The sequence below is a fragment of the Microbulbifer variabilis genome, from assembly GCF_056232115.1.
The window spans coordinates 3753227-3772781 of record NZ_CP174325.1; the positions used below are offsets into that span (position 1 = coordinate 3753227).

The following is a 19555-nucleotide window of genomic DNA, read 5'->3' on the forward strand; positions in this document are numbered from 1 at the left end:
TACATCTCTGTGAAGGATTCGATGTCTGTTTTTGGTGCATCCCGCATCGAGTGGTAGCCCGCTGAAGAAGTTGGTGTTGGAGTGGGCAGGGGCAATCGGGATTCGCTTGATGCGGACATAGAAAAATAACTGCGGCTCACGGAACTCAAAAGGAGCAGCTCGATGAACCATACTCAGCCCGACCAGACTTCGCTCTCTGAAGATAAATCCCTTCAGCAGGCTAGGATATCCGGTGATCCGAATATCCTCGACCAGCTGCTGGCTCCCCCCGAGGCTACCAGCTTTGGCATTGCTGCCAGAGTGATCGATGTGCTTGAGCAGCGCATCGGTAAGGCCTCTCTCGCAATTCGCCCCGTTGCTTCCGACTTAAGCATGTCTACCCGGACACTGCAGCGTCGTTTACAAGAGCACAATCTGAGCTTCGCCTCACTGCGCGATCATGTGCGTTTTCGCCATGCAGTGCACTTCCTGAAGGATACTGCGCTCAGTGTTGATGGAATTTCAAGGATTCTGGATTTCTCCGACAGAACCAGCTTTACCAGCGCTTTTAAACGTTGGACCGGTATGTCGCCTACTGGCTATCGACGCCAGGTTCGCCAGCGCTTTTAAGTGGAAATTGGTTTGGCCGATCTTGCTCTGGTCGGCCCGATCCGTTGCCTCGACGGGGTAAACCCGTTAGAGTTGGCGGCAATTTTATAGGCTGACTCTTTGAGGTTTTGCATGAGCTTTTTTATTCCCTCTGCGATGGCACAGCAGGCAGCGCCGGCACCACAAGGTAATCCAATGATTACCTTGCTGATGTTTGCAGGCCTGTTCGCGTTCATGTGGTTTTTTATTATTCGCCCTCAACGCAAGCGTCAAAAGGAGCACCAGGAGCTGGTTGGTGCCCTGAAAAAAGGTGATGAAGTGGTGATGAGCAGTGGTATGCTCGGTCGTGTTGATAAGGTGGATGAGGACTACATTGTTCTGGAAGTTGCGGACAACATGTCCTTGAAATTCCAGAAAGTGGCAGTTCACGCTGTTTTGCCAAAAGGCACAATTAAAAAGATCTGATAGCCTTTTGGCTTGATCTTACAATTGTCCAGTTGAGAAAGCCCGGCGATTGCCGGGCTTTCTCGTTTCTGTGAGATTGATTCTTTGCACTCTATGTTATCCCTTATAGAAAAAATCTTTTGGAAGAGCAGTGCAAGCTAATAGTCAGCGTGAATCGAAGCCCGCGATAATCCAAAAAATAATGGGCTTTTCAGAATTATACAAAATTCAGGTGGGTACTCGAATTATGACGAAGGCTGTTTTCGTCTTTAAGTAACCCTTTCTACGACCGCAATTTTGTAAAAACAGACAGAGCAACGACGCCAATATTAGCCCTGTCCATAGAAAAGGAGTCTCTTGTGCCCAAAAGCCTGCCTGTCGAGTTGCCTGAGCGCCTTTGTCTTGGCAACCTGCCAACACCACTGCAGCCTCTTGATCGAATCAGTGAGCGTTACTCCCTTCCTTTTGGTGGCCCCAGAATCTGGGTAAAAAGGGACGATCTGACTGAATTTGGGATGTCTGGTAACAAGCTGCGAAAGCTGGAGTTTGTAGCGGCAGAGGCACTCAGCCGGGGTTGTGACACTTTGATTACCTGTGGGGGGATTCAATCCAACCACTGTCGAACAACGGCACTTGTCGGTGCGCGCCTAGGGCTTGGAGTACACCTTATTTTGCGGGGAGAGCCTGATACTTTAGTGGATGGGAACTTGCTTCTGGACCATCTCGCTGGTGCAAAAGTATCTATCTATCCGCCCAAAGAATATACAGCTGAACTTGGAAGGAACTTTGCTTATTGGCAAGAGGAATATCTGGGCCTGGGGCATCGCTCCCTTTGTATTCCCACTGGCGCTAGTGACGGGCTGGGGATTTGGGGGTACCTGTCTGCTTCGCAGGAGCTAATAGAGGATTGTCACAGCCAAGGCTTTGAGCCAGAGTATATTGTAAGTGCCACCGGCAGTGGTGGAACTCAGGCAGGTTTGACCCTGGGTTGCCAGTTGCTTCAAGTTAAAACGAAGGTCACCGGGTACGCAGTATGTGATAGTGCAGCCTACTTCGAGGACAAAGTTCGCGAGGATATCTTTCACTGGAGCCGCTTGACGGGAAACGAGATCAATCTTTCATCTCTCGAGGTTGATGTAAATGCGAATTTTATCGGGCCTGGGTATGGAGCAGCCGGTCCTGAGGTCTACCAGACAATCAATGAGGTGGCCAGCCTCGAGGGAATTTTGCTTGACCCCGTCTACACCGGCAAAGCCTTTCACGGGCTTTTACATCAGTTGCGCAATGGTAGCTATGAAGGTTGCAGCAATATAGTTTTTGTTCACACTGGCGGACAATTTGCTTTGTTTCCCTACCGGCAAAACTTTTCATTTCAAACGGTTTAACGCCCCTTTACTGTTCTAGTGCTGCGTAAGCTGCTAACCTGCGCAACAAATTACGGCTGTTGCTGTATATAAAACAATCAGAATTAATTCAGAGGAGTGGGGGGTTAGCTTGGATTCCTTTAATCAACTGCTGCTGTCATTGGACGGCATGCTCGGTTCGGCACCTTGGTTTCCCTGGGTGTTGCTCGGGGTAGGTTTCTTTTTCACCATTTATCTTGGGTTCCCGCAAATTCGCTATTTCGGGCACGCAATCAAGATCGTCCAGGGTAAATACGATAAACCTGGTGATCCGGGTGATACCTCGCACTTCCAGGCTCTGGCTACCGCGCTTTCCGGTACCGTGGGTACCGGTAATATTGGTGGTGTAGGTCTTGCTATTTTCCTGGGTGGTCCGGCCGCACTGTTCTGGATGTGGATGACCGCCTTCCTGGGTATGACAACCAAGTTTGTCGAAGTAACGCTCTCCCATAAGTATCGTATTAAAGCCGCAGATGGCTACTACGCTGGTGGCCCCATGTTCTATATGGAGCGCCGCCTCAATATGAAGTGGCTGGCAGTCTTGTTTGCCATTGCTACAGTGATCTGCTCTTTCGGTACTGGAAGCCTGCCTCAGGTGAATAATATTGCTCAGGCAATGCATGACTCCTTTGGTATTGAAAAAGCCCTGACCGGTGGTGTACTCGCCATCCTGTTGGGTATGGTGATTATTGGCGGCATTACCCGAATCGCCAAGGTGACTTCCACTATTGTTCCTGCAATGGCGCTGATCTATGTGATTGGTGCACTGGGTGTGATTTTCTACAACATAGAAAATATCGTTCCCTCCTTTGTGGCCGTTTTCCGCGATGCCTTTACTGGCAGCGCTGCAGTAGGGGGCTTCTTGGGAGCCAGCTTCGCCTATGCCTTTAACCGTGGTGTAAACCGTGGCCTCTTTTCCAACGAAGCGGGGCAGGGCTCTGCGCCGATTGCTCACGCCGCTGCGCGTGCCGATGAGCCTGTTTCCGAGGGCATGGTCTCCCTGCTCGAGCCATTTATCGATACCATCATTATCTGTACCTTGACCGGCCTGGTAATCTTGTCTTCCGGTGTCTGGAGCGAAAAACATGAAAACCTGTTTGAGGGTGCGGATACTTATGTAGTGGAAGGGCGTTATGATGAAGGTAACCCCGAGGAGGTGAAGCAGTTATTTAACTACCTCAGTAGCCAGCCCAGCGATGTGAAACCCTATAATGGCTCGGTGGTTGTAACCGATGGTCGCCCGCTAAACGCTCAGGATTTTACCTTGATCCATGCGCGCTCTATCGCTGAAGACTTGGATTTCCGGGTGGGTGAAGATGAATTCAGCGGTGTACTTAATGTGGTGGATGGTAAGTTCGCCAATGAAGATGTGGATATTTGGGGGAAATCCCTGGTGCACTCAGTGGCGCTTACCAATAAGGCTTTCCAGCGCGGTTTCTTCGGCGAGTATGGTGGCTTGATTGTTACCCTGGGAATTTTGCTGTTCGCTTTCTCTACCGCAATCGCATGGTCTTACTATGGTGATCGTTCCATGATCTACCTATTTGGCCCCAAAGCGGTTATGCCATACAGAATTGTGTATGTTATCGCCTTCTTCTGGGCGGCAATTGAGGATACGACTGTTATTTGGAATCTATCCGCTGTAGCCATTGTCATTATGACTCTGCCCAACTTGTTCGGTATTACCGTATTGGCGAAAGAGATGAAGAATACGGTGAAGGATTACTGGAAGGATCCCAGCCACAAATAGTGTGGTTCTTAGGGACTCTAACCTGAAGCGAAAAAAGGCAGCCTGATGGCTGCCTTTTTTATTGTTCGGTTCCGCTGGTATGGCAAGGGAATCGAACTCCTCAGCAGATATATTTACTCTGCTTGAGCACTCAGGGTGACACCGGAGTATGACTGATAGCCACGAATGCTGATATGCCAGGTACCGCTTTGCGGGTTGCTGATGCTGCAGCTTTCATCATTGCCCCACTTGTATGGACGGCAATCCCAGGTATTGCGAGTTGGTGCTGAACCATGGCGAACATAGAGATCTGCGTCACCACTACCGCCTGACATCGTTGCATTCAAGGTTGATGCACCACTGCCTACCTCCAGGGTGAAGTGCTGCCATGCATTCGCAGAGCCGGAAAGGTTAGTTTCCTCCCAGCCGTCTGAGTTGCCACCTCCGTCGTCACCTGTGAAGCTGCCTACCAGGCTGACACCGGAGAAGGAACTATAACCGCGCACCATGACGTAATAGGTACCTGCTTGCACGTCTGCATCGTCTATATTACAAGTCTCATTATTGCCCCCGCTGAAAGGACGACAGTCGTAACTGGAAGTAGTTGGAGCAGCGCCGAAGCGTACATAGAGATCTGCATCTCCACTTCCGCCAGACATAGCAAAGCTCAGGCCAGTAGCTCCTGCTGGAACTTCTAGAGTGTAATGAAGTTCATCACCAGAGCTGCCGGATAGGCCATCCACAGACTGACCATTTTCTAATTCACCGGGAGGGGGGGGAGGAGTATCGTCACAGGTAACACCGACAGTATTGAAGGCTGCAGTAACGTCAGCCTTGGTGTATCCCAAGTCAACAGCCGCTTGCTCAACGCCACAGGCAGCTTCGTCATAGTCAGAGTTGGTTCCCCAGTACATCTGATTGGCAAGGACGAACACATCAAACGCCGTGCGGGTATTCCAGCCAGAGGTATTGGCTATCAGGTAGAATGCGCGGTTGTAAACCCCGGAGCTGTAATGCACATCCATGCCGTTATAGTAGTCATCGGCATGGCCGATGGAGCTTCCATCCTGGGTGGGGTCTTCAAAATAACGCAAGGCTCCACTGGACTTGAAAATCTGGGCTCCAACCAGCCAGTCGTTGCTACCGGTCATGAAGTACTCGGCGGCTTCACCTGAAATATCAGAGAAGGCTTCGTTGATACCGCCCGGCTGACCACTGTAAACAAGATTCGAGTTCTGCTCGGTGAAACCGTGGCTGACCTCGTGTGCTGTTACATCCAGGCTGACTAATGGGTAGAAGGTGTTACGGCCATCCCCAAATGTCATTTGGCTGCCATCCCAGAAAGCGTTTTCGTAATTGTTGCCATAGTGCACACGTAAACGCAGCTTCTGGGTCAACGGTGAGGTGTTATACCAATCGTTGAACATATTGAAGACCACACCTCCAAAGAAGTGGGCATCGTTCAGCGGTGAGTAGGCGCCGTTGATTTCCTTGTAATCATTATAAGGGCAGGTGAACTGGTGAACGCTGCCGCCGCTGGTACCGTGGTTCAAATCCACAGTTTCCACGTTAGTGGTATCCATGCGGCAGTTGGCATCCACTTCCATAGAGGGGAAGTCAGTGCCGTATTCATAGCGGCCAGTCTTTTGGTTGCCACCAGGGCCCTGAGCATCCTGGAACGTAAGGCCGTCCCAGTGCTTGATTACTTCGCCAGTCATGGCGTCAATGAAGTAGAAGGGGCGCCTGGGTTCTTCGCCGTATTCAACCCAGTTCACCAGATAAGCGAGACGAGCCTCATCTTGCTCATTAATGTAAACAAACAGCTCTTTTTTCTGGTTCTTGGCTTCCAGCTTCAGAACTGGCAGGGATAACGCTCCCTGCATAATTCCTTGTTGGGCTCGTTGAGTAATCTGGTGGTTCATTGCGCGATCGAGGGCGTTATCACCGTCAATAGATGCGCGGACAGTCGGTACTTCGATTTCCAGTCCTGTCAGAACGTCGCCGTGAACTTCAGTAATTAAACCCTGGCCTGAACTGGTTACGGTCTGTCCCCAAACCGGTATGCCTTTATGTGTCTGCTGATAGCGGGCAACAGTTTTTCCGCTTCCGAGGGTCCGCTCACGGACTTTTACCAGAGCCATATCGGACCCTGCGGCAGCGGTTAGCGTCTGCGGCGAGAGCATATCCGGTGTAGCGGGGATGCGATCGGCAGCCTGGGCACTTATAGCCAAAGCTAAAGTGCAGGTAACTCCTATTAGATGTTTCATTGCTAGCTTTCCCTTTATAACTTTTTATATGAAACCGGACGTCCGGGCCGGGAGATACCCTTATGGGTTACTACAAAAAAATGGCTGGTCGGTACGGGCCGGTCTTTTAGTGCGGTAAGACAGCAGAAGATAACCAGACGTCAGAGGTGGGACCGCACATGCGGTAATGACGTACGCTTTCTCAAACCTGTTACCCGATTTTAACGGGCAACCTGAGATTACCTTGCGTACGCATAGTGGCAACAAAAAGGTGATGATAAACCTATATATTTGAATTGTTTTCGATATTTTTGCTCAGGTAGTCACAAATCAGCAATTAATATCCTGCCGGAGAAATCCGAAAGATACGCCTAATTATTCCTGCTGAATGAGTGGGGTGCCAGTTAAATATTATTTTTAAAAAAATAATGTGATCATTTTTAAGGTTAAACATTTAGAAGGAGGTACTCCCTCTCCCATGAGCTAATTACCCTGTTGAACTCCTCGTATTCATCGCGCTTAATTGCACTCCATGCTTTTACGAATTTCCTGCCAAACATTTCTGCTGCTTCTTCACACTCCAATAAAAGATTTAGGGCATGTTCTTGCGTGCGGGGTAGGGTGATGGGCTCCATGGAGCAGTCGCCCTGGTAAGGTGCGCTGGGTGCCACTTTATTGATCATCCCTAAATAGCCACAGGCGAGAGAGGCGGCAATGGCTAAATATGGATTGCAGTCAGCTCCTGGAAAGCGATTTTCCAGTCTTTTTCCTTGAGGGGAGCTGTCGGGAACTCGCAATCCAGTTGTGCGGTTGTCATAGCCCCAGTGCAGGCTGGTCGGTGCAGCCATTTCCGGAGTAAAACGTCTATAGGAGTTTACATTCGGGGCAAAAAAGCTGATAAATCCAGGTGTATATTTCTGCATGCCGCCAATAAAGTTTAAGAATGTTTCATTTTCTTTTTCATTTTTGTCAGTGAAAATATTTTTTCCGGTTTTTTCATTAATGACGCTTTGATGTAAGTGTAGTGCGCTGCCAGGCTCATCCTCCATCGGTTTCGCCATAAAGGTTGCATAAATTCCATGGCGCAGTGCAGTTTCCCTTACTGTCCGTTTAAAAGTGAAAACCTGGTCAGCGAGTCGTAAAGGGTCTCCATGCAGAAAATTTATCTCCATTTGCGCGGTGCCAGACTCATGGATAAGCGTGTCCACATCCAGGCCTTGTGCCTCACAGAAATCATACATATCCTCAATGATAGGTTCGTATTCGTTGGCCGCATCGATGCTATAAGATTGCCGGGTTTTTTCTGTGCGGCCAGAGCGACCAACGGGTGCGGAAAGTTTTTCATCCGGGTCTAAATTTCGTTTCACCAGGTAGAATTCCACTTCAGGGGCAACAATCGGCTTCCACCCTTTAGCTGAATATTTTTCTAGAACAAATTTGAGAATATTGCGTGTACTAATCGGATGGGGTCGACCATCGCGTGTATAGCAATCATGAATAATTTGAGCAGTGGGATCATTGGCCCAGGGGTTTAGGCGAACTGAATCGGGATCGGGTACCAAAAGCATATCCGTATCGGCCGGGTCTACCAGTTCGTTATGTTCATCGACGTAGTCGCCGGTCACAGTCTGAACCAGAATGCTTTCCGGAAGGCGGCTGTCCTGGGTGAGGAATTTGTCGGTTGGGGTGAACTTTCCTCTGGCATTGCCCGACATATCAGGTACCAGGCACTCCACCTCGGCGATTTGGTGCTCTGCAAGCCAGTTTGTAATCTTCCGCATCTTAGCCCCTTAGGTAAAATGACCTCTCCCTGTGGTGACTTCAGTATACGCTTGGGCGCCTGCTTGCGTTGTTGTGAGCGAGGGCTGGGGAAAGGGCGCTGCAGATTAATGTGTAGGGTTGACTATGATTGTGACAAAAAGCCTGAGTTAGTATTCAGGAGTGTGTTGTTGCTAATCTTATAAGTTAGTGCTTTTCGGGCGCTCTTATCAGCTCAGGGAATTATTTTAATGAAAGTGCTGAGTGGACATACAGAATCGTACTACGCTGCGAGTGCCAATATGGCTCTCGAATACCCCTTGCTAAATGGGGATATAGAGGCGGATGTCTGTGTGATTGGCGCTGGATACACCGGTCTATCTACGGCACTGCACTTGGCTGAGAGAGGCTATAAGGTTGCGGTGCTTGAAGCTGAGCGAATATCCTGGGGCGCTTCTGGGAGAAATGGTGGTCATGTTGGGGTGGGCCAACGCCGCTGCCAAAGTGATCTGGAGGAAATGTTTGGCGCCGATATTGCGGCCCGGCTCTGGAAGTTCAGTATCGAGGCGGTGCAACTAGTTGAGCGGTTAATTGTTAAGCATAATATCCCCTGTGATCTCAAACGCGGCATTATGCACCTGGCAGCCAAGCCCAGTCATGATAACTATCTGCGTAAGGAAGCGGAGCTGTTGCGGGATCGCTATGGCTACCAGGGGGTGCGATACGCGGATGAGCAGGAAGTACAGGAGCTGGTTGGCTCCACGCGTTATCTCGGAGCTCAAATTGATAGCGATTCGTTGCACCTGCACCCACTAAACTATGCACTGGGGTTGGCAGCGGCCTGTGTTGGGATGGGGGTAAAACTTTTTGAACACAGCAGAGTGCTGCGTTATCGAGGTGGAAGTCCCTGTGAGATCGTAACTGCCAAGGGGCGAGTCAGGTCACGCAATGTGGTGCTGGCTTGTAATGCTTACTTAGGTAAACTCGAACCGCGCATGGCAGGCAAGATAATGCCTATCAATAACTTTGTAATCGCCACCGAGCCTTTGCCCGATTCACAGGCACAAGAGTTGATTGCCAACGATCACGCGGTACAGGACACGCTTTTTGTTATCAATTACTGGAAGCTCTCAGGCGATAACCGCTTGATCTTTGGCGGTGGTGAGAATTACACGACTCGCTTCCCAGCTGATATTCGCAAGTTTGTGCGTAAAAACATGTTGAAGGTATATCCGCAGCTGGAGAGGACTCACATTGAGTATGGCTGGGGAGGGGCTTTGGCAATTACTTTGAACCGCATGCCACACATGGGCAGGCTGGAACCCCATATTTATTACAGTCAGGGGTATTCCGGGCATGGGGTCCCCACGGCTACGTTTGCAGGTAAGGTCCTTGCTGAGGCAATTGCTGGGATCGAAGAGCGCTTCGATATTATGGCCAGGATACCAACAGATACCTTTCCTGGCGGCACCCTGTTACGTTGGCCGGGGCTTGTGTTGGGTATGTTCTATCACAGTATGATGGATAGGTTTGGGCGGTAGTTGCTACCTCGGCATTTCGGAGCCTTGTCTTGCCACCAGCGAGGATGACCAGGACAATTATCTTCTTGGTGGATATCTCTATAGTCTTCTGCTCGTGAAAGGCCCCTGTATACCACTCGACTCCCGAAGAGATCGGTCTATGTCTCTAACTCTGGCTGTGCTTGTAATGGGGGTTTCCGTAGGCTCTCCCTAGCATTGTTTTTTTCAATAATCATGAGACACTCCATTGCAGGCTTAAGTTATGCGGGATGGAGCTCAATCCTATGAGTTGGATTGGCGGCGCGGCGGGCTGCTTATCGGTCATTTGGTGGAAATTTATCAGCGTATAGAGGTTGCATGCCCACCGAATGAGTTGAACGGCCTTCTAAAGTTTGTTTTAGAAGTTAGCGATGCCCAATTGCTGGTGGCGAGCCAAGAGGTATGTCTAAGTGTACTCTGGAAGATTTACGGCGGGTGCTGGGTGTCCTGCTGGAAAAGTGGTATGGCAACAAAAGGCCCGCTGGGCATGAGTATGTGGAGGGGCCTTGATGGATGCTCGACCCGATAAGTTGGTAATTGCAATTTCTTCGCGTGCATTGTTTAACCTGGGTGAGAGCCACCAGGTATTTGAGGAGCAGGGGTTACAAGCCTTTTCCCGTTACCAGATTGACCGGGAGAACGATGTGCTGGATAAGGGAGACGCTTTTCCTCTTGTTGAGAAGTTATTAAAGATTAATGAGCTGCTAGAGGGAGAGCCCCGGGTTGAAGTGATATTACTTTCCCGCAACAGTGCTGATACCGGCTTGAGGGTGTTTAACTCCATCGAGCACTATGGTTTGGATATTACCCGTGCAGCTTTTTGTAATGGCGAGAGCCCTTACCGCTATATCGGCCCCTTTGGCTGTAATCTGTTTCTGTCTACAGATGGGCTGGATGTCCAGCGTGCACTGGAGCAGGGGGTGGCTGCGGCTACCTTGGTGGCAGGTGGGAGTCGCGAGTATCGGGATGACGTGCTGCGTTTTGCATTTGATGGCGACGCCGTTATTTTTTCTGATGAGGCTGAGAGAATTTATAAGCGCGATGGCCTTGCCGCTTTTGCGAAGGCGGAGCGGGCTTCAGCCCAGGAACCACTTGGCGGGGGTCCATTTAAAGGGTTCCTTGAGGCCCTGCAAAAGCTCCAGTCGGAATTCGGCCTGGATTCCTGTCCTATTCGTACTGCCTTGGTTACTGCGCGATCTGCGCCGGCTCATGAGCGAGTGATTCGCACCCTGCGGGCCTGGAATATTCGTGTAGATGAGTCGGTGTTTCTGGGTGGGTTGCCAAAAGGCGAGTTCCTGCGTGCTTTTGGGGCCGATGTCTTTTTTGATGATCAGCCGACACATTGTGCCTCAGCCGCGGAGCATGTTGCCACGGGACATGTGCCCCACGGTATTGCCAATGCTGAAGCCTGATCAAAGAATCCCGCCAGAATGGGATTTATCTCTCAAAGTCGATTGACACTAGCTCCTCTTCACCGGATATTCATCTGTCTGTTGGCCCGGGCTCTAATTCGCTGCTATTCTTTTCGCGCATAACTCAATGTGTTTTTTATAACAAACAATTTATCTGTCAGGGTTGCGCTCGTTCTGGGGCGGGGTGATTGATAGTAAGGGAGGACCTATGAAGCTGCAGCAGTTGCGATATATCTGGGAAGTGGCGCATCACGATCTCAACGTTTCTGCTACTGCGCAGAGTCTCTACACTTCTCAGCCGGGTATCAGTAAACAGATCCGCTTGCTTGAAGATGAGTTAGGTGTCGAAATCTTCGCTCGCAGCGGCAAGCACCTTACAAGGGTCACCCCTGCTGGTGAGGCAATTCTTAAGACGGCCGGCGAAATCATGCGCAAGGTTGAGAATATCAAGCAGGTTGCGCAAGAGTTTAGTAATGACAAGAAGGGCAGTCTGTCTGTTGCCACCACTCACACCCAGGCTCGCTATGCATTGCCCCCGGTTATCAAGCTGTTTATTTCCCGTTATCCGGAAGTGTCCCTCCATATGCATCAGGGCACTCCAATGCAAATTTCAGAAATGGCAGCGGATGGCACTGCGGATTTTGCAATTGCCACTGAAGCGTTGGAATTGTTCAGTGATTTAGTGATGATGCCGGTTTATCGCTGGAATCGCTGTGTACTGGTGCCGAAAGACCACCCCCTGTGCCAGGCCAGCAAACTGGATCTTGAGGAGGTTGCAAAGTACCCAATAGTGACTTATGTATTCGGCTTCACTGGTCGTTCAAAACTAGATGAGGCCTTTCTGGAAAAAGGACTGTCACCGAAAGTGGTATTTACTGCTGCTGATGCGGATGTGATCAAGACCTATGTGCGCCTTGGCTTGGGGATTGGTATTGTGGCGGATATGGCAGTGGATGGAGAGGATGAGGATCTGGTAGCGCTGGATGCCAGCAATTTGTTTGAACCCAGCGTGACAAAGATTGGTTTCCGAAAAGGAATTTTTCTACGCGGTTTTATGTATGAATTTATCCAGCAATTTGCCCCGCATCTAACCCGTGAGCTGGTTGATCAAGCGGCACATGCTGGGAGTCGTGCAGAGGTTGATGCGCTGTTTTCTGGCATGGAACTGCCAGTTTACTAGTCCAGCTATTTAAGAGGCCATGCTTTAAAGGTAGAGGCTAGGAGGCCTCTACCTGAATCATTGGTTGCAGTACTTCTTTGGCGAACTTGAAATAAACGGTATAAATCACCGCTTCCTGGCCTTCCCGCTCAACGACAAAAAAGGGTGCGCGCTCTACTTTGTATTGCTGGGCGATTTTTATTCCGGCGCTCTGTGGGTCGCGCACATCGGCTATCAGCGTCTGGTCGATAAACTTGAGCTGATCATTTCCCTCCAGCTTTTCCTGCACGTCGCGGCACTTGGCGCAGGGAGAGCCATCGGCGAGTACTTTTTTGACCAGTGTGATCTTCACAATAAATTCCTTGATCCGTTATAAGCACCGAAATTGGAGCTATTAACCACGAATTTATCAGAAGGTCTAATAACATTGAAATATCGATCCAGGATAGGGCTATAACCAAAAACTGTAGTCTCACTACAGGAATTGGTGCCAAACGCGGAATTGTCAGCTTCCCATAATCCTATTAGCGTAAAAACTGCTCAGTGGTATCTAAAAGCAGGCGCACCTTGGCTAAGCATTCGCGATGTTCTGCCGCAGGATCCGAGTCTGCGACAATGCCACCGCCCGCTGCGCAGGTTATGCGCCCATTGCTAGCACTGAAAGTGCGGATAGCAATATTGGTGTCAGCTCGGCCACAGCTACTGACGTAGCCGATGCTACCGCAATAAATGCCACGGGGACTGGACTCAAGCTCGCGGATGACTTCCATCGAGCGCCTTTTAGGTGCTCCGGTAATCGAGCCTCCAGGGAAGCAAGCTGCGAGGAGGTCACTGTAAGCAGAGTCCTCTGACATCTCGCCGGTAACAACACTAACGAGGTGGTGAACATTCGCGAAGCTGGCTAGCTGAAACAACTCTGGTACACGCACACTGCCTTTACGACACAACTTACTAAAATCATTGCGGAGTAGATCTACGATCATTAGGTTCTCGGCGCGATCCTTGGGGCTCCTCTGCAGGGTGAAGGCTGCTCTCTGGTCCGCTAGCGGGTCGGCAACCCGGGCAGCAGTGCCTTTGATTGGTTCTGTGCGCAAGCTGTCGCCATCTGCGCGGATAAAACGCTCCGGCGACATGCTCAGTAGGCTTCCCTGAGCTAATTCCATATAGGCAGAAAAGGGACCCGCGACCCGTGTGCGCAGGGCCAGGTAGGCACTGAAGGGGTCGCCTTCATAGGGGGCGCAAAACCTTTGCGTGAAGTTTGCCTGGTAGACATCTCCTGCGGCGATATATTCGAGAATGCGTTCAATCCGAGCGCGATATTCCTCAGCGCTGAACTCATGTTCAAATGGGGCCAGCAGGCGGAACTCCGCCGTGTTCAAAGGCTTTTCCCAGGTTATCGAGTTAAAACGCTCGGTCAATTCTTGCACTTGTCGAGGTGGGCAGGCTGGGTGGAATACCAGGTGGCAGCTGCCTAATTGGTGGTCTGCGATATAAGCCCAGCCATAGAGACCAAAAAAGCCTGCCGGTAAATCGGTAGGGCGGGTGTCCGATGGAAGATAGTTGCCCTCTACCCCAAGTTCATATCCCGCATAGCCGATCACTCCGCCGCAAAAAGGCAATTGCGAGTCCCGCTCCTGTGGGCACAGCTCGCAGGTCAAGTCATCCAGCTGTGAAAAGGGGGCTGGGCTATTTGCATGCAACTCGAGGGTGCTGAGGGGGTCGGCGCTGATGATGTCATAGCGGCCTCCACCAATGGGTCGGCCACTGTCGAGCCATACCGGTGCGGGTAGGTCGGCCACTGCGGCAAAGGCCGCTGCTGTGTTCAGGGAATAGGGCAGGGAGACAATTTGCATATCAAAACATGGCTGTCCGGAAGACGGCGCACACTACACATTTTGTGGCGGCGTGAAAAGTCCGCGTGGTTCTTTAGTCAATTCTGCGTTCGATACCGGCTTGTGACATTAAGCGCGTCGCAAGCTCCTCCACTGAAAGCTGTGTGGCATTGAGAAAAGGCACTTGTGCCCTTCGCAACATCTGCTCCACTTGGCGCACTTCGAATTCACATTGCTCCTTAGAAGCGTAGCGGCTATTGGCGCGTCTTTCCTGCCTAATTTGCATCAGGCGCTTGGGATCTATGGTCAGACCAAATAACTTGCGGCGATAAGGGCGCAAAATCTTTGGCAGTGTGGTGGAGTCCATGTCCTCCTCGGTAATGGGGTAGTTGGCAGCACGTAGCCCAAACTGCAGTGCCAGGTACAAGCAGGTGGGCGTTTTGCCGGACCGGGATACGCCGAGCAGTATCACGTCAGCCTGCTCAAACTCACTAACCCTGCGTCCATCATCGTTGTCGATAGCAAAGTGCACCGCATCAATGCGCTCACTATAGCGGCGGTTGTCGGCAATGCCGTGGGAGACATTGACGGTCTGTGCCGGGTCTCTACCGAACAGGTTGGCTAATGGTGTCAGGTAGTTTTCGAAAACATCCAGCATCAAGGCGGGACTTTGGTGTAACTGATCGCGGATCTGGTCAGAAACGATACTGGTAATAATGATCGGTTGGAGGCCCGATTCTTTAGCAGCTTTTTCAATCCGCTGAAGTGCTAGCTGTACCTTCTCGTTAGAGTCGATATAAGGCAGGGTTACCTGTTCCACATGCTGGTCCTGGAACTGGGCCAGAAGGCTGTGACCGATAGCTTCCACAGTGAGACCGGTTCCGTCGGAAATGAAAAAAGCGGTGCGCTTGTCTTTTGCCATAATTCTTCTCTATCTGTTGGCAGGTTGCCGGGCGGCGAAAAGGCGCCCAGTATAAAAGGGGTGGGACAAAAGGTCTTTTATTCCGTGATACTGAAATTTTTGTAGAAAATTTACAACATTTTCAACGTATTTTACGGGCTATTTTTTACAAGACTCATCCTTATAATCAGCGCCCACTAATACCTGATTTCAGAGGGGCTTCACTTGACGAACTTCACCATCGACTTCGCAAAACTGGGTATGGACGATGTCGACAAGGTCGGCGGTAAAAACGCATCACTCGGTGAGATAATCTCTTCACTTGCCGGTGCCGGCGTGAGTGTACCGGGCGGCTTTGCAACTACCGCGGAGGCCTTCCAGGCTTTCCTCGCCCACGAACAGTTAGAGCAGCGAATCGCCGAGCGTTTGAAAGGGCTGGACGTTGGTGATGTTGTGGAACTGGCGAAGGCCGGCGACGAAATTCGGAACTGGATTCTGCAAACGCCATTCCCCGCTCAGCTTGAAAAAGAGATTCGTGATGGATACGAGGCTTTGGGCGGTGGTGAGACGGCTGTCGCTGTGCGCTCCTCCGCAACAGCAGAAGACTTGCCGGATGCCTCTTTCGCAGGCCAGCAGGAGACTTTCCTAAACATCCGCGGAGTTGATGCGGTTTTGCAGGCGGTTAAGGAAGTTTTTGCTTCTCTCTATAACGATCGCGCTATTGCTTACCGGGTACATACGGGTTATGCGGATGTGGGGGTAGCCCTGTCTGCTGGTATTCAGCACATGGTGCGCAGTGAAACTGGTGCTGCCGGTGTAATGTTTACCCTGGATACAGAGAGCGGTTTCCGCGATGTAATCTTTATCACTGCTGCCTTCGGTTTGGGCGAGACAGTGGTGCAGGGTGCGGTAAACCCTGATGAATTTTATCTGTACAAGCCTGCCTTGGATACTGGTCGCCCTGCGATTTTGCGCCGCAACCGCGGTAGTAAAGCAATCAAGATGGTATACGACCAAAGTGGTGAGTGCGGCCGTTCTGTTAAAACTGTTGAGATGGCAGAAGAAGATCGCCAGCGTTTTGCTCTAAATGATGAAGAGTTGACCAGCCTGGCTGTGCAAGCTCGCAAGATTGAAGAGCACTATGGTCGGCCGATGGATATCGAGTGGGCCAAAGACGGTGACACCGGTGAGTTGTTTATTGTTCAGGCTCGTCCAGAGACAGTTCGTTCTCGCGATCAGGGTACCAGTATTGAGCGTTACAGCCTGCAGGAGCGTGGAGAGGTATTGTGTGAGGGCCGCGCGATTGGCCAGCGCATTGGCGCCGGCCGGGTGCGTAAGCTGAAGTCTGTTGAAGATATGGCGGCGATGCAGGATGGTGAAGTCCTGGTGACGGATATGACCGATCCAGACTGGGAGCCAGTACTGAAGAAGGCCAGTGCGATCGTTACCAATCGTGGCGGCCGTACCTGTCACGCGGCCATTATTGCTCGTGAGCTGGGTATTCCCGCGGTGGTCGGCTGTGGCAATGCTACCGAGCTGCTGGAAAGCGGCACTCCGGTGACCGTATCCTGTGCTGAGGGGGATACTGGTTTCGTTATGTCTGGAGAGCTGGATTTCCAGCGTGAGGAAACTGAAGTTTCCGAAATGCCGGATCTGCCATTTAAGATTATGCTCAATGTAGGCAACCCGGATCGCGCATTTGCTTTCAGCCACCTGCCCAATCAGGGCGTAGGCCTTGCACGCTTAGAGTTCATCCTCAACCGCATGATCGGTATTCACCCAAAAGCTCTGCTGGAGCTGGACAGCCTGCCGGAGGACCTGCAACAGAATATCCGTGAGCGCATTGGTGGCTATGCTTCTCCTGAAGACTTTATTGTTGAGAAGCTGGTTGAAGGTATCGCCACCTTGGCCGCTGCTTTCGCGCCTAACCGTGTCATTGTGCGTTTGTCAGATTTTAAATCCAATGAATACGCACACCTGGTTGGCGGCCAGTTGTATGAGCCTAGTGAAGAAAATCCGATGCTTGGCTTCCGCGGCGCTGCCCGTTATCGCTCTGAAGATTTCCGCCAATGCTTCGCTCTCGAATGTCGCGCATTGAAAAAAGTACGCGATGAGATGGGGCTGACCAATGTTGAAATTATGGTGCCCTTCGTACGTACACCGGAAGAGGCTGAGGAAGTTGTTGGCCTGCTTGCAGAGAATGGCCTGCGCCGCGGGGAAGGTGGACTCAAAGTCATTATGATGTGTGAGCTGCCTTCAAATGCCCTGCTGGCTGAGGAGTTCCTGCAGCATTTCGATGGTTTCTCTATCGGTTCAAATGACCTGACTCAGCTCACCTTGGGACTGGACCGAGACTCCGGCCTGGTGGCTGATCTATTCGATGAGCGCAATCCGGCAGTAAAGGCTCTGCTGTCCCGCGCTATCCAGGCTTGTAAGAAAGCCGGCAAATATGTGGGCATTTGCGGTCAGGGCCCTTCTGACCACAAAGACTTTGCCCGCTGGTTGATGGATGAAGGGATAGACAGTGTTTCCCTCAACCCGGATACCGCTGTAGATACCTGGCTATTCCTGGCGAACGAGGAAGCCTAATTTCCTCGCCGATGCGGCCCTTATTGGGCCGCTTTTCTATTTTTCAGTCTAAAACCTGGCTAAAATTTTTTTGCACAAACGCAAAGCGCCCCTGGCCAAAAATTAGGCTTCTGTTGCTGCTTCTCTCGATATCCTCGAAATTTGTCCTGCATTCTTTGTGTGAGACTTGCAGATCACACGCTACCTAAAAAATTCAAACCTCTATGCTTTTTCACCCAGAGAATTATTCATTCTAAGGCTTTGTATTTACCTCAATAGAATCGGAAGAGTCCTGAGGCAGCGCGTTAACCGGAAAAATTCGCGTATTTTGCTTTAGCACTGATTCACCAAATTGGGGATTATCCCCGGGTTGAGCTTGAAAGTGGATTCGGTTGGGCTGTTTCCCTTTCCATCCACTTCAGCAAAGCAGATAAAGTTGTTGAGGTGAGCTATGCAGTTAAGCAGACAATTAAAGATCCCCATTTTGCACATCTTCCTGATGTTATGTCTTTTGACATTGTTGGCGGTGCCCCCTGCAATAGCGAAGCCACGTGGTGGTAACTGGTTTGATGACCGAGCTGCCGCGAGGGGAGGAAGCCCGTCAATCAGGATTGATTTAAGTGAACAGCGAGCTTACTTGTACAAAGGTGGCAAGTTAGTAGGGGTATCCAGGATATCCTCAGGTAAACGCGGTTATAGCACACGCCCTGGACACTTCCGCGTTCTTTCCAAGCACCCCTATCACCGATCTTCGATTTACGGTAGTTATGTCGACAGGCGCTCGGGCCGCGTAGTGCGGTCTAATGTTAATACCCGTAAGCATCGTCGTCCTGCAGGTACTGTGTATCGTGGGGCCAGAATGAATAATTATATTCGTTTTAATGGTGGAATCGGCTTGCACGCCTCAGGCAGTGTACCCAGATACCCGGCATCCCATGGCTGTGTGCGTATGCCCCCGCATATGGCGAGAAAGTTTTATCGGCATGTGCGTGTTGGTACTCCGGTTAGGGTAACCCACTAGATGAATTTGTAACAGCGAAGGCTTGGCCGGGTATTATCAACAGTGGTGATACCCGGTATTTTTTTGTTTCCCTGCCAGCATTGCCCCAGTATCGCTATCATTCCTCTTTTCCCAATAACTGTGAGATAGCTGATGCCAATTTCTACTCCTGATCTGTGCGATGCCCATGGCGACGAGGTGCGAGTGGTTGAGCCGATGTTTGTAAATTACGGAGGCCGAGAGCGTTTCGGTGGAAAAATTGTAACCATTAAGTGTTTCGAGGATAACTCATTGGTGCGTGAACTGGTGACGGAGCCGGGCCAGGGAAAAGTATTGGTGGTGGATGCGGGAGGTTCTATGCGTAGAGCCTGTTTGGGGGATATGTTGGCAGAGAAGGCCGTGGCAAATGGCTGGGAAGGGATAGTGATGTATGGGTGTATCCGAGATGTCGATGAAATATCTGCGTTGGACCTGGGTGTTCAGGCCCTGGGAACCCACCCGATGAAAACTGAAAAGAAAGGTATTGGCGAAAGAGATCTTGCAGTTACTTTTGGCGGCGCTACCTTCCACCCTGGAGAATATCTCTATGCTGATAATAACGGCATTATCATTGCCGGTAAGTCACTAACCTGAAGTCAGATTCTCTGATTGAGCAAGTTACACAGCGGCGTTATAGGCAACGATTGGCGATATGTGTAGCCCTTTTTCTGTGGGAAAGGCAATTGCCTGCACTGGAGAGCGTGTCCTAGCGACTATCGGCCTGGTCTGCATGGAGTTTTGGGGGAATACGAGCCCTACACTGATAGGTGTTGTTGTCACAATAACTTCCATAAGAACTTCCTAAATCTACTTTTTGTTATCGGTCTTTGGCGCACAAATATATATCCTTTTGGTGAACTTTTTTTTCGCGGAACTTGTTGAATTGTTTGTTTGCCAGGGTTGCTCACCCCGTTTAG

General features: G+C 50.7%; 16 protein-coding genes. 10 read left to right on the top strand and 6 right to left on the bottom strand.

Annotated features, from left to right (window positions below):
- The first annotated feature begins 162 nt into the window (after positions 1 to 162).
- The 4 genes from ACJJI7_RS16835 to ACJJI7_RS16850 all read left to right on the top strand — a co-directional run bounded on the left by ACJJI7_RS16835 (position 163) and on the right by ACJJI7_RS16850 (position 4185).
- Positions 163 to 609 (top strand): helix-turn-helix domain-containing protein, encoded by a 447-nt coding sequence (locus ACJJI7_RS16835; protein WP_020415217.1) that lies wholly within the window; start codon positions 163 to 165, stop codon positions 607 to 609.
- Between the two features lie 111 nt (positions 610 to 720).
- Complete coding sequence (gene yajC, locus ACJJI7_RS16840; protein ID WP_020415218.1) at positions 721 to 1053, top strand: preprotein translocase subunit YajC; 333 nt, start codon at positions 721 to 723, stop codon at positions 1051 to 1053.
- Between the two features lie 338 nt (positions 1054 to 1391).
- Positions 1392 to 2417, top strand: a complete 1026-nt coding sequence (locus tag ACJJI7_RS16845; RefSeq protein ID WP_020415220.1) for a D-cysteine desulfhydrase family protein — start codon at positions 1392 to 1394, stop codon at positions 2415 to 2417.
- A gap of 109 nt (positions 2418 to 2526) precedes the next feature.
- Positions 2527 to 4185 carry an alanine/glycine:cation symporter family protein gene (locus tag ACJJI7_RS16850; RefSeq protein WP_020415221.1) on the top strand — a complete coding sequence of 553 codons (1659 nt, stop codon included), beginning with the start codon at positions 2527 to 2529 and terminating at the stop codon, positions 4183 to 4185.
- Between the two features lie 113 nt (positions 4186 to 4298).
- On the opposite strand, the gene ACJJI7_RS16855 is transcribed toward ACJJI7_RS16850, so the two are convergent.
- Positions 4299 to 6431: a M4 family metallopeptidase gene (locus tag ACJJI7_RS16855; RefSeq protein ID WP_444901675.1), complete on the bottom strand. Its 2133-nt coding sequence runs from the start codon at positions 6429 to 6431 to the stop codon at positions 4299 to 4301.
- Between the two features lie 425 nt (positions 6432 to 6856).
- Positions 6857 to 8191 carry a glutamine synthetase family protein gene (locus ACJJI7_RS16860; protein WP_020415223.1) on the bottom strand — a complete coding sequence of 445 codons (1335 nt, stop codon included), beginning with the start codon at positions 8189 to 8191 and terminating at the stop codon, positions 6857 to 6859.
- A 228-nt stretch (positions 8192 to 8419) separates the two neighbouring features.
- Between ACJJI7_RS16860 and ACJJI7_RS16865 the strand changes: the two genes are divergently transcribed.
- From ACJJI7_RS16865 to cysB, 3 genes are all read left to right on the top strand, one after another.
- Positions 8420 to 9709 carry an NAD(P)/FAD-dependent oxidoreductase gene (locus ACJJI7_RS16865; RefSeq protein WP_020415224.1) on the top strand — a complete coding sequence of 430 codons (1290 nt, stop codon included), beginning with the start codon at positions 8420 to 8422 and terminating at the stop codon, positions 9707 to 9709.
- Positions 9710 to 10236: 527 nt separating this feature from the next.
- Entirely contained in the window at positions 10237 to 11139 is a 903-nt protein-coding gene (locus tag ACJJI7_RS16870) for a 5'-nucleotidase (protein WP_282950739.1), read from the top strand.
- Positions 11140 to 11347: 208 nt separating this feature from the next.
- Positions 11348 to 12319 (top strand): HTH-type transcriptional regulator CysB, encoded by a 972-nt coding sequence (gene cysB, locus ACJJI7_RS16875; RefSeq protein WP_020415227.1) that lies wholly within the window; start codon positions 11348 to 11350, stop codon positions 12317 to 12319.
- A 37-nt stretch (positions 12320 to 12356) separates the two neighbouring features.
- On the opposite strand, the gene ACJJI7_RS16880 is transcribed toward cysB, so the two are convergent.
- From ACJJI7_RS16880 to ppsR, 3 genes are all read right to left on the bottom strand, one after another.
- On the bottom strand, positions 12357 to 12650 hold the full coding sequence (locus ACJJI7_RS16880) for a hypothetical protein (protein ID WP_020415228.1): 294 nt from the start codon (positions 12648 to 12650) through the stop codon (positions 12357 to 12359).
- A 172-nt stretch (positions 12651 to 12822) separates the two neighbouring features.
- Positions 12823 to 14151: an aminodeoxychorismate synthase component I gene (gene pabB, locus ACJJI7_RS16885; RefSeq protein ID WP_020415229.1), complete on the bottom strand. Its 1329-nt coding sequence runs from the start codon at positions 14149 to 14151 to the stop codon at positions 12823 to 12825.
- Between the two features lie 73 nt (positions 14152 to 14224).
- A complete protein-coding gene (ppsR, locus tag ACJJI7_RS16890) occupies positions 14225 to 15052 on the bottom strand; it encodes a phosphoenolpyruvate synthetase regulatory kinase/phosphorylase PpsR (protein ID WP_020415230.1) in 828 nt (275 codons plus the stop codon).
- Positions 15053 to 15256: 204 nt separating this feature from the next.
- On the opposite strand from ppsR, the gene ppsA reads away from it, so the two are divergent.
- From ppsA to rraA, 3 genes are all read left to right on the top strand, one after another.
- Positions 15257 to 17620: a phosphoenolpyruvate synthase gene (ppsA, locus tag ACJJI7_RS16895; RefSeq protein WP_444901674.1), complete on the top strand. Its 2364-nt coding sequence runs from the start codon at positions 15257 to 15259 to the stop codon at positions 17618 to 17620.
- Positions 17621 to 18050: 430 nt separating this feature from the next.
- Positions 18051 to 18620 (top strand): L,D-transpeptidase family protein, encoded by a 570-nt coding sequence (locus ACJJI7_RS16900; RefSeq protein ID WP_245556727.1) that lies wholly within the window; start codon positions 18051 to 18053, stop codon positions 18618 to 18620.
- A 132-nt stretch (positions 18621 to 18752) separates the two neighbouring features.
- The gene (gene rraA / locus ACJJI7_RS16905; RefSeq protein WP_444901673.1) at positions 18753 to 19232 is read left to right on the top strand and encodes a ribonuclease E activity regulator RraA; all 480 of its coding nucleotides are present in this window, start codon (positions 18753 to 18755) and stop codon (positions 19230 to 19232) included.
- 24 nt (positions 19233 to 19256) lie between these two features.
- Here the strand turns inward: rraA and ACJJI7_RS16910 are convergent, their stop codons facing one another.
- Complete coding sequence (locus ACJJI7_RS16910; protein ID WP_282950736.1) at positions 19257 to 19430, bottom strand: hypothetical protein; 174 nt, start codon at positions 19428 to 19430, stop codon at positions 19257 to 19259.
- Positions 19431 to 19555: the final 125 nt, after the last annotated feature.

Coding starts and splice junctions, on each gene's coding strand:
- ACJJI7_RS16835 (WP_020415217.1), top strand. CDS start 163: ATGAACCATACTCAGCCCGACCAGACTTCGCTCTCTGAAGATAAATCC.
- yajC (WP_020415218.1), top strand. CDS start 721: ATGAGCTTTTTTATTCCCTCTGCGATGGCACAGCAGGCAGCGCCGGCA.
- ACJJI7_RS16855 (WP_444901675.1), bottom strand. CDS start 6,431: ATGAAACATCTAATAGGAGTTACCTGCACTTTAGCTTTGGCTATAAGT.
- ACJJI7_RS16860 (WP_020415223.1), bottom strand. CDS start 8,191: ATGCGGAAGATTACAAACTGGCTTGCAGAGCACCAAATCGCCGAGGTG.
- ACJJI7_RS16865 (WP_020415224.1), top strand. CDS start 8,420: ATGAAAGTGCTGAGTGGACATACAGAATCGTACTACGCTGCGAGTGCC.
- ACJJI7_RS16870 (WP_282950739.1), top strand. CDS start 10,237: ATGGATGCTCGACCCGATAAGTTGGTAATTGCAATTTCTTCGCGTGCA.
- cysB (WP_020415227.1), top strand. CDS start 11,348: ATGAAGCTGCAGCAGTTGCGATATATCTGGGAAGTGGCGCATCACGAT.
- pabB (WP_020415229.1), bottom strand. CDS start 14,151: ATGCAAATTGTCTCCCTGCCCTATTCCCTGAACACAGCAGCGGCCTTT.
- ppsR (WP_020415230.1), bottom strand. CDS start 15,052: ATGGCAAAAGACAAGCGCACCGCTTTTTTCATTTCCGACGGAACCGGT.
- ACJJI7_RS16900 (WP_245556727.1), top strand. CDS start 18,051: ATGCAGTTAAGCAGACAATTAAAGATCCCCATTTTGCACATCTTCCTG.
- rraA (WP_444901673.1), top strand. CDS start 18,753: ATGCCAATTTCTACTCCTGATCTGTGCGATGCCCATGGCGACGAGGTG.
- ACJJI7_RS16910 (WP_282950736.1), bottom strand. CDS start 19,430: ATGGAAGTTATTGTGACAACAACACCTATCAGTGTAGGGCTCGTATTC.